The sequence below is a fragment of the Enterobacter sp. MGH 33 genome, assembly GCF_000534535.1.
Lineage (GTDB): Bacteria > Pseudomonadota > Gammaproteobacteria > Enterobacterales > Enterobacteriaceae > Enterobacter > Enterobacter hormaechei_C.
Map to the genome: position 1 here is coordinate 3202629 of NZ_KI973212.1, position 12736 is coordinate 3215364.

9 protein-coding genes and 1 tRNA gene are annotated in these 12736 nt (G+C 49.8%); 4 read left to right on the plus strand and 6 right to left on the minus strand.

Features of this window, described 5'->3' with window-relative positions; translation table 11 throughout:
- Window positions 1-37: 37 nt before the first annotated feature.
- Window positions 38-1213, minus strand: a complete 1176-nt coding sequence (locus L379_RS09035; RefSeq protein ID WP_096159905.1) for a cytoplasmic protein — start codon at window positions 1211-1213, stop codon at window positions 38-40.
- Between the two features lie 132 nt (window positions 1214-1345).
- Between L379_RS09035 and L379_RS09030 the strand changes: the two genes are divergently transcribed.
- From L379_RS09030 to L379_RS09020, 3 genes are all read left to right on the plus strand, one after another.
- Complete coding sequence (locus L379_RS09030) at window positions 1346-2899, plus strand: bifunctional metallophosphatase/5'-nucleotidase (RefSeq protein ID WP_032648835.1); 1554 nt, start codon at window positions 1346-1348, stop codon at window positions 2897-2899.
- Between the two features lie 128 nt (window positions 2900-3027).
- Window positions 3028-4590, plus strand: a complete 1563-nt coding sequence (locus L379_RS09025) for a bifunctional metallophosphatase/5'-nucleotidase (protein ID WP_032648836.1) — start codon at window positions 3028-3030, stop codon at window positions 4588-4590.
- Between the two features lie 84 nt (window positions 4591-4674).
- Window positions 4675-5556, plus strand: coding sequence for a nucleoside-specific channel-forming protein Tsx (locus L379_RS09020; RefSeq protein WP_032654160.1), 882 nt, complete (start codon window positions 4675-4677; stop codon window positions 5554-5556).
- A 154-nt stretch (window positions 5557-5710) separates the two neighbouring features.
- Here L379_RS09020 and cbl read toward each other — a convergent pair whose 3' ends face one another.
- Window positions 5711-6661: an HTH-type transcriptional regulator Cbl gene (cbl, locus tag L379_RS09015; protein WP_017383311.1), complete on the minus strand. Its 951-nt coding sequence runs from the start codon at window positions 6659-6661 to the stop codon at window positions 5711-5713.
- Between the two features lie 96 nt (window positions 6662-6757).
- Window positions 6758-7675 carry a nitrogen assimilation transcriptional regulator NAC gene (nac, locus tag L379_RS09010; RefSeq protein WP_003859531.1) on the minus strand — a complete coding sequence of 306 codons (918 nt, stop codon included), beginning with the start codon at window positions 7673-7675 and terminating at the stop codon, window positions 6758-6760.
- A 320-nt stretch (window positions 7676-7995) separates the two neighbouring features.
- Between nac and L379_RS09005 the strand changes: the two genes are divergently transcribed.
- Window positions 7996-8071 (plus strand) — tRNA-Asn (locus L379_RS09005).
- Between the two features lie 135 nt (window positions 8072-8206).
- Here the strand turns inward: L379_RS09005 and ldtA are convergent.
- The 3 genes from ldtA to L379_RS08990 all read right to left on the minus strand — a co-directional run bounded on the left by ldtA (window position 8207) and on the right by L379_RS08990 (window position 12374).
- Window positions 8207-9139, minus strand: a complete 933-nt coding sequence (gene ldtA, locus L379_RS09000) for a L,D-transpeptidase (protein ID WP_032654163.1) — start codon at window positions 9137-9139, stop codon at window positions 8207-8209.
- 62 nt (window positions 9140-9201) lie between these two features.
- The gene (locus L379_RS08995; RefSeq protein ID WP_032654166.1) at window positions 9202-11895 is read right to left on the minus strand and encodes a cation-transporting P-type ATPase; all 2694 of its coding nucleotides are present in this window, start codon (window positions 11893-11895) and stop codon (window positions 9202-9204) included.
- A 47-nt stretch (window positions 11896-11942) separates the two neighbouring features.
- Window positions 11943-12374 (minus strand): universal stress protein, encoded by a 432-nt coding sequence (locus L379_RS08990; RefSeq protein ID WP_032654169.1) that lies wholly within the window; start codon window positions 12372-12374, stop codon window positions 11943-11945.
- Between the last annotated feature and the right edge of the window lie 362 nt (window positions 12375-12736).

A 12736-nucleotide genomic window follows, 5' to 3' on the forward strand; every position in this document is an offset into this window, starting at 1 on the left:
GCCATGACCCCTTGATGCTATATACGAAGCGCACAGGTCATGACTTCATCGCCGAAAAGATTGAGCCATTATTCATACCTGAAGGCGCTAATGTAAATTTATCGTTATAGTCTTGCGCCAGGGAAAGTAGTATTTGCGTCACCCGCCCTGCGGATAGTTGCGCGCTGCGACTAAAATGCGTTTGTTTATATAGCCAGTTGATAAAGCACCTGCTGGCCGTTAAAGAGAGCCTTTTAGCGTTACTGCTATCCCCCCCTGTTAATGGGCAAACCATCTTACGGTTTCTTCCCTGCTCCCAAAGCTGCCACTGACTTTGCCACCAGCCATGCTGTGACGTTCTCTGAAAATTCCAGGGTATATCACTATCATTATCGTTGATTTCTTCTTCTATAAACCACATTTCACCTTGCCCCAGGCGAAACAAATTTGCCCAGGCGGTAATGACTGCTCCCCGAAGAAAGCATTCGTGTGAAATAACATGCATCTTTACCTCAGGAAAGAGGAGATTCAGTATTCGAAAATGCCCGTGAGCCGCTATCACCGGGCGCACAATCGAACCTCTGGCGTTACATTTCAGAGCCGCGCTTCCATACTGTATTTCATCGAACTGGCTCCGACGCAGAAACTGTGTCTCTCGCATATCAACGCGTTTTACAATATCAGCGTGATGCAAATCAGGCTCGATATTTCCCTTCCAGTGATAACGTAATGTTTCCCCACTTTGATGCTCAGTAAAATTAGTAGAGAGATGAATAATATTACCGCGGATGGCATCAAAACTGATCAGGACATACAATTTCTGTTCTGCAATTCTCCCCTGGAACGGTACAACCAGTGACACAGTTTCAATACGTTCTGGATACACTATTTTTCTTTGCTTTTGCTGTTTGGGTGTCCAGACTTTTTTGCAGGCGCGGCACTGAACGCGCTGTGTCCCCCGTGGGTTATAACCATAACAAATAGTTTTCGCGCAATAACATTCAGGGCAAAAATAACCGTTTTCTAAGGCATAGGCGCTTAAGCAAGAAAAAAGCCATTCATTAAATTGTTGTTCATTAAACAGAGGGGGATAACTCCCACATGCCCGGCAGTGCAATGCTGGATATCCTAGCCTGTAGTCTGGCCAACTGTAATCTTCGGATGCTGATACTGGCAGCCCTAAATTACGGCAACCAAACGATTTACAGGTATTAATCGTAAACAGAATCAATATTAATCACCAACGATTTGAATGGGTCGGTGATTTTGCCGCATAACTCTTGCATAAGTGTGTGAGCAGGTTCGCATAAAAAACCCTTTCAGAACGTAAAGTAGCGAATCTTTATATGACTGAAAGGAACGACTTATGAAGATAAAGTTAATCGCTGCGGGTATTCTGACGACATTACCATTTTGGGCCTGCGCTAAGGATGTCACCATCCTTTATACCAATGATCTCCATGCTCATGTAGAACCTTATAAAGTACCATGGATTGCTGACGGCAAACGGGATATTGGTGGCTGGGCGAATATCACTACTCTGGTAAAAGAGGAAAAATCCAAAAGTAAAGCGACATGGTTTTTTGATGCAGGTGACTATTTCACTGGCCCTTATATTAGTAGCTTAACGAAGGGAAAAGCAATTATTGATATTATGAATACCATGTCGTTTGATGTTGTAACGATAGGTAATCATGAATTTGATCATGGCTGGGATAATACATTATTACAACTAAGCCAGGCGAAATTCCCTGTCGTACAGGGCAACATATTCTATGAGAACAGCAGCAAATTATTCTGGGATAAACCTTATACCATCGTCGAAAAAGATGGCGTGAAAATTGGCGTCATTGGTTTGCACGGCGTGTTTGCCTTCAATGATACCGTCTCCGCGGCAACGCGCGTAGGCATTGAAGCGCGGGATGAAATTAAGTGGTTACAGCGCTATCTGGATGAACTGAAAGGCAAAGTCGACCTGACCGTATTGCTGGTCCATGAAGGTACACCGGCGCGTCAGTCCAGTATGGGAGGGACCGACGTACGACGTGCACTGGATAAAGATATTCAAACTGCAAGCCAGGTGAAAGGTCTGGATATTCTGATTACGGGACATGCGCATGTCGGTACGCCGGAACCGATTAAAGTTGGCAATACGCTGATCCTCTCGACCGACAGCGGCGGCATTGATGTGGGGAAACTGGTACTGGACTACACGAAGCCGCATCAGTTTACGATGAAAAATTTTGAGCTTAAAACCATTTACGCCGATGAGTGGAAGCCCGATCCGCAAACGAAACAGGTTATAGACGGCTGGAATAAGAAACTGGATAAAGTAGTTCAACAAACGGTGGCGCAGTCGCCGGTTGAGTTGACGCGCGCGTATGGTGAATCAGCCCCGCTGGGTAATCTGGCTGCGGACGCTCTACTGGTGGCTGCGGGTAAAAATACTCAGCTAGCCTTGACCAACTCGGGCGGCATTCGCAATGAAATCCCGTCGGGCGCGATTACGATGGGTGACGTCATCAGTACGTTCCCCTTCCCTAACGAGCTGGCCACGATGGATCTTACGGGTAAACAATTACGCACCTTGATGGAACATGCCGCAAGTTTAAGTAATGGCGTCTTGCAGGTTTCAAAAGGCCTGGAGGTGAAGTATGACAGCAGTAAACCAATCGGTCAGCGGGTCGTCGTATTTACCCTTAATGGTAAGCCGATTGAGGATGCGACAGTCTACCACATTGCCACTCAGAGCTTCCTTGCTGACGGCGGCGATGGTTTTACCACCTTTACCGAGGGTAAAGCGCGTAATACAACAGGCGGTTACTACGTTTCTAATGCCGTGATCGATTACTTCAAAGCGGGCAACACTATTACGGATGAGCAGCTCAACGGCATGCGCGTTGCTGATGTGAAAAAGTAAAGGTTCTTACCATACAGGCTTTTGGCGCCGCATTGGTGATGAATGCATTGAAATAAAATAAACGTTTAAGGGTTCATACCTCTACATGGACCCTTTTCAAGCTATTATTTTTTTCAAGGGAATTGATTATGAAGAAAAATATAAAGCTGAGCCTGATTACGTTATGTTGGTTCGCAACGTTAACCGCCTCAGTTCATGCAAAAGATGTAACAATTTACTATACCAACGATCTACATGCTCATGTCTCTCCTGGGAAACTACCCACCGTTGACAAAGAACGTCTGGTAGGAGGTTTTGCGAATATAGCGACCATCGTCAATGATGCTAAGAAAATAAGTAAAGATGTTTTTTTCTTTGATGCAGGTGATTACTTTACCGGGCCCTATATAAGTACCCTGACCAAAGGCGAAGCCATTATTGATATCATGAACACCATGCCCTTTGATGCTGTGTCAGTGGGAAACCACGAATTTGACTATGGCGTTGATAACATGGTTAAGCAGTTATCAAGAGCACACTTCCCCATTTTGTTAGGTAATGTTTTTTATACCAACAGTGAAAAGCCCGTCTGGAATACCCCCTGGACGGTTGTCGAAAAAGATGGCATCAAAATTGGCGTAATCGGGGTACATCAGAAATTTGCATTTTATGACACGATTGCAGCTAAGGCTTACGCTGGTTCAGAGGCGCGTGATGAAGAGCCTTATATTCAAAAAGGGCTTGATGCCTTAAAAGGTAAAGTGGATATCATCGTGCTGCTTATTCATGAAGGTACGCCAGCGCGCCAGTCAAGCTATGGAAACAAAGACGTAGCCAGAATGCTACAAGCTGATATCGATACCGCGAAGAAATTTAAGGGTATTGATGTATTAATCACAGGCCATGCCCATGTAGGGACGCCAGAACCGATTAAAGTTAATGACACTCTCATTGTTTCAACGGATGCCTATGGTACTGACATTGGTAAATTAGTATTGGATTTTAACCCTCAGACGAAGAAAATTGAGCGTTACAAAGGTGAATTAATCACTGTATTTTCTGATGAATATAAACCTGATCCAAAAGTACAGCTTAAAATTGATGAGTGGAATGCCAGTCTGAAAAAAATCACTGGCCAGGTTATTGGTTCGACAACGGCGCACTTTACGCGTTCATATGGGGAATCATCACCCGTCGGTAATTTGATAATTGATGCCATGATGGCAAAAGTGCCGGATGCCGTCGTTGGATTACAAAACAGCGGAGGGATACGTGCTGATTTCCCACAGGGAAATTTAACCTACGGCGATGTTATTACCACCTTCCCGTTTAATAATGACCTGGTTGAAATGGATCTTACCGGAAAAGATCTCACCGATTTAATGATCCATGCGACTAATCTCACCAATGGTATTTTGCAAGTATCAAAAAGCGTTCATGTTGTCTATGACAGTACAAAACCGCTGGGCAAACGTCTCATTAAATTCACTGTCAATAATCAACCCATAGATCCGACCAGGATATATCGGGTTGCTACACACTCATTTTGTGCGACAGGTGGCGATGGATTTGAAGCATTTTTAAAAGGGAAAAATATTAAAACTATTAACAGCACTACCTCTGCCGATTCAATTATTGATTATGTGAAGGCGCATAGCCCAGTTAAACCCGATCATGAAATGAGGGTGACTGATGTAAGCGCAGCAAAATGAATTAAACAAGAAGTGATTAAATACTGACATGTATTTTAAATACCACTCGCTTTTCAACATACTCCCATTAAAGGAAATACACGCATGAAAAAAATGAAATATCTTTTACCAGGCGCATTGATAATGCTCCCCTTCATTGCGTTTGCGGACTCTGGTAATAATGAATATCTATCAGACTGGTGGCATCAAAGCATTAATATAGTCGGCAGCAACTCTACTCGCTTTGGGCCACAAAAAAGGTCCGATCTCTATCCAGAATACCGTGCGTGGGCACATGTGGATTGGTTTGATTTTTACGGCTATGCGGATTTACCTAAATTTTTTGGTTTGGGAAATGACAACGACATTGGTATTTGGGACAATGGCTCGCCATTCTTTACAGAAATAGAGCCACGTTTTAGCATCGACAAATTAACGGGACTTGATTTGAGCGTTGGTCCATTTAAAGAATGGTATTTTGCTCACAACTATATTTATGATGCGGGTACTAACGAAGGACAGCGTCAAAGTACCTGGTATATGGGAATTGGGACGGATATTGATACGGGATTACCGATGACTTTATCTGCAAACATCTACGCTAAATACCAGGGGAATAATTATAACGCCGCCAACGAAAACGAATGGGATGGATATCGCTTTAAATTAAAATATGCTATTCCTTTAACTACACTGTTTGGCGGCAAGCTAAATTACATCGGTTTCACCAATTTTGATTTTGGCTCAGACTTAAAAGACGAATCAGGTGGCGAGCAATCCTTTTACTCCCGTACTAATGACTCAATAGTTTCTACCCATATCCTCAGCTTAGTTTACTCTCACTGGAGCTATGGCGCGACCCTTCGTTATTTCTATCATGGTGGGCAATTTGAAGAAGGCAGTAAAGCATATAATAGCAAAGGGCAGATTACCCGTATAGACTCTACGGGGTGGGCCTACTATTTAACTGCCGGATACACTTTTTAAATATGTCTAAAAGGAATTAGCCATTAAGGAATAAAATAATAATGCCATTCATTTATGGATGGCATTATTTTATTTAACTCGGTACACGCATCACCCAGGAAGACTTAGAGCCACTCTTACCGTTCCCGGCAGACAATGCGCCGCCGGGCAAAAACTAAATCTGATAATCAATCGCCACCTCTTCCGGCTCCATCACCTGGCGTTTGATCTCATCTACGGAGAGCCCCGCATTGCACAGCTCGATAAAACGCCACACATAGTTACGCTGAAGCTGCCCGCGCTTCAGCCCGAGCCAGACGGTGTTCGCATCGAACAGATGACGTGTATCCAGACGCACCAGATTACCAGCCTCATATTCTCCGCCAGACTGCTCGGCCACCAGGCCAATCCCCAGCCCTAACTCGACGTAGGTTTTGATCACGTCGGAATCCTGCGCGCTCAGCACCACGTCCGGCGTGAGCCCTTTACGCTTGAACGCTTCATCTATGCGCGAACGCCCGGTAATGCCCTGCCGGTAGGTGATAAGCGGCCATTTGACGATCTCTTCCAGCGTCAACGGTGAAACCTGGTTCAGCGGGTGTTCGGCGGGTAATAGCAGGCTGTGGTGCCAGCGGAACCACGGGAACGCCACCAGCAGCGGGTCATTGCTCAGCCGTTCACTGGCGATACCGATATCGGCCCCACCGTTATGCAGCAGCACTTCAATTTCCTGCGGCGTGCCCTGGATCAGTTCGAGACGTACGTCCGGGAAGATCTCACGAAATGCTTTGATTACAGTCGGAAGGCTGTAACGCGCCTGTGTATGGGTGGTGGCGATAGTCAGCACACCGGAAGCGTCGTTGGTAAAGAGATCCGCCAGCCGACGAACGTTGCTGGCCTCGTTGAGAATGCGCTCAGCGATGGTCAGCAATGCCTTGCCTGGCTCGGTCATACCCAGCAGGCGCTTGCCGCGACGGATAAAAATCTCAATGCCTAACTCCTCCTCCAGCTCGCGGATATGTCGGCTGACGCCCGACTGAGAGGTGTAAAGCATATTGGCGACTTCGGTCAGGTTGTAATCCCGCCTGGCCGCCTCACGAATAATTTTAAGTTGCTGGAAATTCACAATTCACTCCGGCGCATCTGACATAAGGCTATTGTTAGAGTCAGGCGGGCTGGAGAACAAATAATAAAAACCAGCATCTTATGCTTATTTGGAATATCAGCTGACGAGTTGCAGCTCGCGATTTTCCAGCGACGGCTTACTGACCAGAGACATCAGGATCTCTTTCACCGCCTGCGCCTGCGGTGACAGGGAGCCGCGCGCGGACATATTCAACGACAGCGGTAAGCTCATGGATGGCGTGGTGATGCGGGCCATCCAGCCGTTCGCGGCGCTGCACAGTGAACGTGCGGCAGACTCGGGCAGAACCGTTACACCCATGCCGCTGGCAATGGCGGCAGTCAGCGTGGAGATGGAATCAATTTCGCCGATAATTTTGGCCGTCAGACGGCGCAGCGAGAACGCTTCGTCAACGCGCACGCGCACGGCACTGTAGTCGCGCGGCAGGAACAGGTTCATCTCTGCCACAGCGGTTAAATCAATGCTCTGGCCGGGGCAATCACGGGTACCGACCAGGTAAAGATCTTCCTTCAGCAGCGGCTGGCTGGTGATCCCGGCAACCGGGGAGCGATCGTACAGCACCGCCATATCCAGCTGACCGTTGAGCAGTTTGTCATTGAGCACGGAACCACTGTTCTCATGCAGATAAACCAGCACTTCCGGTAGCTCCGCGCGCACTGCCTGTAGCAGCGGCATGGTGACAGACGATGCGGCCGTTCCCGGCGCCAGGCCAATGGAGACATGGCCGCTCAGGGTCTGACCCACATTGTGCACGGCCAGCTGCGCCTGTTCACACTGACGCAGGATCGTGCGGGCATGGGTATATAAAATTTTTCCCGCTTCGGTAGGCGTTACGCCGCGCTTGGTGCGGATCAACAGTTGCTGGTCCATTTCGCCTTCCAGAGTCGCGACCTGCTGGCTCAGCGCAGGCTGCGCGATATGCAGCACTTCAGCCGCCTGGGTCAGGCTGCCGATATCGACGATTTTTACGAAGTATTTCAGTCGTCTTAAGTTCATGTTGCCCCCTGTTCGAAAATAGCGTGCCGGTAACGGCTGTGTTGTTAAACAGGTTTTGCAATATGGATGCCAGTTTTTTGCAGCGGGTGTATGTCGCTGCTAAGCGGCTGAAAATAAGGAAAGCCAATCACTGGTGCCTGTTTTGAGACGGGGACAACGGTTTCCGATCTGCCCCATTCGGGGTATATCTGCACAATAATGGTGCATTCCGTTGGCAAAAACGTCACTTTGCTGGTTTTGTCAGCAAACAGTTCAAAGTCGGCAATCCATCCTTTGACAAGGCGTACGCAGGTCGATAATATGCGCCCCGTTCACACGATTCCTCTGTAGTTCAGTCGGTAGAACGGCGGACTGTTAATCCGTATGTCACTGGTTCGAGTCCAGTCAGAGGAGCCAAATTTGAAAAGCCTGCTTTTAAAGCAGGCTTTTTGCTTTTCTGCGTTCGGTCAGTTTGTCGGGTGGCGCTGCGCTTACCCGACCTACATTCTGCGTTCGGTAAAATTGTCGGGTGGCGGCTTCGCCTTACCCGACCTACGGTCCTGTAGACCCGGTAAGCGCAGCGCCACCGGGCATAGCAAGCTTCACCGGCATCCCCGACCGCCGTTCCAGCTCAGCGCCCGCCCCTTCACTTATTAGCTGCGTCCTTTGTGCGGCTGAAATGGGCAGCGGCACCTTATTTGTCGATTCAAATTCCGCGCGATTGCGTGACAGCGGCTCGTGAACCTCTACCCAACGGCTACCGTCCGGCTCGGTGGTCACCTTTAAGGGCTGATCGATAAGCTGTACCCTCGTCCCCACCGAAACGTTATCGAACAGGTATTTGATATCGTTATTACGCAGGCGAATGCAGCCCTGGCTGACGCGCAGACCAATGCCGAAATTTGAGTTGGTACCGTGGATCGCGTACAGCCTGCCGATATAGAGGGCATACAGCCCCATCGGGTTATCCGGCCCGGCGGGAACGAACGCGGGCAACGTTTTCCCCTCTTTCGCGTAAGCGCGTCGCGTATTTGGCGTGGGTGACCAGGTTGGGCCTTCCTGTTTGCGCTCAACGGCGGTTACCCAGTTACGCGGCGTTTCGCGCCCGGCCTGACCGATGCCAATAGGCAGCACCTCAACCGTGTTGCTGCCGGGTGGATAATAGTAAAGTCGCATTTCCGCGACGTTCACCACAATCCCCTCGCGCACCGTTGGCGGCAGAATAAGCTGCTGGGGTACCACCAGCTGTGTTCCGGCTCGCGGTAAAAACGGATCCACCCCCGGGTTGGCTTCCAGCATATTGCTCAACCCCTGTCCGTGCTGCGTTGCAAACGCTTCGAGCGGCAGAGTATTGCCCTCAGGCACGGTTATGGTGATCGGCGCCCCCACCAGACGGCTGCCCTCGGGAGGGAGGGGGTAGGTTACAGCAGATGCAGCGGGAACCAGAATACCAAGCGTAAAAACGAATGAGGCAAATCGAATCATAGTGTTCTGTACTCAGTCAAAGAGAAAGCCTGCCAGTGGGCAGGCTTAGCCTACTCATTCAGTCATCTTTTCGTCGTGCGCCATCTCCGGGTAAGGACTTTTTCTGCTTCAACAATCATGAACATCGCAAACCCAATCAGGAAGGTAATGATCCAGTAGCGGAACGGTAGCGCTTCGGTACCGAACAGCATTTGCATGAACGGCGCATAGATGATCAGAAGCTGAAGGGCGAGAAGTACGCCGCTCACGATCCATATTCCCTTGTTAGCCAGCAGACCTTTACCCAGGGAGAAGCCGTCGGTGACGCGGCAGTTGAGCATGTAAAACCACTGGGCGGTGACCAGCGTTTGCAGCAACACGGTGCGGATGAACTCCGGCGAGTAGCCGCGAGGTTGCAGCCAGGCCTCCAGCACAAAGGCGCTGATGGCAATCATCAGGCCGACAAACACCACTCGCCAGATGGCATACCCGTCCATCACATGCAGGTTAGACTTACGCGGCGGCCGGTTCATGATGTCCTTCTCACCCGCTTCAAACGCCAGGCCAAACGACAGCGTTGCCGAGGTTGCCATGTTCATCCACAGGATCAGTACCGGTGTTAATGGGATCAGGTTTCCCGCCAGCAGGGCAATAATGATCAGCAGGGCCTGGGCGATGTTGCTCGGGATAACGAACAAAATGGTCTTTTTCAGGTTGTCGTAGACCCGACGCCCTTCATGGACCGCACGGGCAATGGTGGCAAAGTTATCATCCGTTAACACCATATCGGCGGCTTCTTTGGTGACTTCAGTACCTTTGATCCCCATCGCGATGCCGACATCCGCCCGCTTCAGCGCCGGCGCATCGTTCACCCCGTCCCCGGTCATCCCGACCACTTCCTGCTTACTTTGCAGCGCCTGCACCAGGCGGAATTTATCTTCCGGGCTGGTTCGGGCAAAGATATCGTATTTTTGCGCCGCCTCGCTCAGCTGATGGTCGTCCATCGCCTCCAGCTCGCGCCCGGTAATGGCGCTCGCCGCGTTGCCAATACCCAGCATCTGTCCAATGCTCATCGCCGTTTGTGGATGATCCCCGGTAATCATTTTCACGCGAATGCCCGCCTGCAAGCAGTCGGCAATGGCCGAAATGGCTTCCGGGCGCGGGGGATCCATCATGCCCGCAATGCCGAGCAGTATGACCCCTTCTTGCAGATCCGCATGCGTCAGCTCACGCTGCCCGCTGGCAGCCGGTTTCCAGGCCGCAGCCACCATGCGCAATCCCTCGCGCGCATACTCTTCAATCTTCTCTTCCCAATAGTGCAGGTTGAACGGCTCCAGCCCGTTTTGGGTCTGCTGGTGCTGGCAAAGACGGAAAAGGACGTCCGGCGCACCGGTGATTAACATCACCTCTTCGTCGCCCAGGCGATAGAGGGTGGACATGTATTTATATTGCGAATCAAATGGGATTTTACTGCGCAACTCGGCGTCAATTGCCGGAAGCGGGATTTTGGCCGCCAGCACCTTCAGCGCGCCTTCGGTTGGCCCGCCGGTGATTTTCCACAGCCCCTGCTCATCTTTGATCAGCTGGCTGTCATTACAGAGATCGACGGTGCGCAGATAGCGCTCCAGCACAGATCCCGGGGTCACGGTGACCGGTGTCGGATCGTCAACAGGGTGAATCGCGCCTACCGGCTCGTAGCTGTCTCCCTCCACGCGGTAGGTGGCGTCCGCGGTAATCACCGCTTTTACCGTCATCTCATTCATGGTCAGGGTGCCGGTTTTATCCGAGCAGATAACCGTCATCGCCCCCAGCGTTTCCACGGTAGGCAGCTTGCGAATAATCGCCTTGCGACGCGCCATCGCCTGCACGCCCAGCGAGAGGATGATCGAGATAATGGCCGGTAATCCTTCCGGCACCGCCGCTACCGCAAGGCTAATCAACGACAGCACCAGCTCTGATACGGGCATATCACGGAAGATAAGACTGAAAACGAACAGCGCCAGCATCATTACCAGAATGGTGATAAAAATGGTCTTGCCGAGCTTGTCCATTTGCACCATCAACGGGGTACGGTGTTTTTCAATGTCTGACATCATCTGGTTGATATGGCCGAGTTCGGTCTCCCCACCGGTCGCCACCACCAGCCCTTTTCCCGCGCCGGAGCTGACGGTGGTGCCAGAATAAAGCAGGTTGTAACGGTCGCCTAACGGCAACTCCCCGTGGAGCGCATCGCTGCTTTTCTCCACTACCGTGGATTCGCCGGTGAGAATAGCTTCTTCCACCCGCAGATTGTGCGCGTCTGTCACGCGAAGATCGGCAGGAATGCGATCCCCGGCGCGTATCACGACGATATCTCCGGGCACCAGTGCTGTCGTCGGGATAGTTTCATGGTTGCCCTGCCGGATGACCACAGCCTCGCTGGAGAGCATATTGCGAATACTTTGCAGCGATTTCTCCGCATTGCTCTCCTGAATATGGCCAATCAGGGCGTTAATGATGGCTACCCCAAGAATGACAAACATATCCACCCAGTGTCCCATTATCAGCTTTAGCAGCGCCGCCGCCAGAAGGACGTAAATAAGGACATCGTTGAAATGGGCCAGAAAGCGCAGCCAGCCAGGTTTACCCGGTTTTTGCGGTAAGGCATTTTCACCGTATTTTTCCAGCCTGGCGGTGGCTTCTGTACTGCTAAGTCCGTCGAGGCTGGATTGGATATTTGTCAGGGTTTCATCAACGGTTTGTTGATAATACGGACGGTGAGGCTTTTCTGTTATCATCGTTCCTTCCTCGGGTTCTTTTCAGAAATCACCTTGCTTTCATGACATTAACGAATAACGAAAACAGGAACATGCGCGTAACGAACGATACTCGCCGCCTCTGATCCTAATAAATGAGTTTGAATATTTGGATTACGCGATCCCACAATAATCGCACCGACGTTAAGCTCATCCGCCAGTTTGATTACCTCATCACGTATATTCCCGCTGCGAACATGTGGATGGACATTTGCTTCCGGCAGGTTGATTTTTTTTACCAGCGCAGCCAGTTTTTCTTTAGCATTATTAATCATATATTCATCCATCTTTCTCGCGTCTGCAATAAAACCGCGGGTCAGTTCCGCCGAGAACTTTGGCATAACGTACAGCAGATGGACATTACCCGATGCGCTTTGCGCCAGGAATTGGGCATGCTGTAGCGCTTTATCAGACAATGCTGTTTCGTATACATCCACCGGCACCAGAATCGTTTTATACATATCAAGCATCCTTTTTTATAACCAACACAACAGTGAGTGAATCAGGAGAGATCGCATCAAACCCATGGGTACAGGCGTGAATGCCTTTTACGGAAAAAAGGAATGGATGCTATTAAACGTAGCACAGGAATATCAGGATGTTATTCAAAGGAGATACACCATCGTAACGCTTGTTTCGCCTGAGTATGTCACGCCACTAATAATGGTTATTTAACATTTATTTATTCACCGACTATGCTCATAGTCAGGCATGCAACACGTTTATTCTCTTTATCCCGCGCCACCTTCAACCTCATGGAGGAATGCATGTACGGTTTAAGCCTGATTCGCCTTGGTTTGTTTATTGCGCTCGCCATTATCGC

Excerpts from the sequence above, each read along its gene's own strand:
- L379_RS09030 (WP_032648835.1), top strand. The coding sequence starts at position 1,346 with ATGAAGATAAAGTTAATCGCTGCGGGTATTCTGACGACATTACCATTT.
- L379_RS09025 (WP_032648836.1), top strand. The coding sequence starts at position 3,028 with ATGAAGAAAAATATAAAGCTGAGCCTGATTACGTTATGTTGGTTCGCA.
- L379_RS09020 (WP_032654160.1), top strand. The coding sequence starts at position 4,675 with ATGAAAAAAATGAAATATCTTTTACCAGGCGCATTGATAATGCTCCCC.
- nac (WP_003859531.1), bottom strand. The coding sequence starts at position 7,675 with ATGAACTTAAGACGACTGAAATACTTCGTAAAAATCGTCGATATCGGC.
- ldtA (WP_032654163.1), bottom strand. The coding sequence starts at position 9,139 with ATGATTCGATTTGCCTCATTCGTTTTTACGCTTGGTATTCTGGTTCCC.
- L379_RS08995 (WP_032654166.1), bottom strand. The coding sequence starts at position 11,895 with ATGATAACAGAAAAGCCTCACCGTCCGTATTATCAACAAACCGTTGAT.
- L379_RS08990 (WP_032654169.1), bottom strand. The coding sequence starts at position 12,374 with ATGTATAAAACGATTCTGGTGCCGGTGGATGTATACGAAACAGCATTG.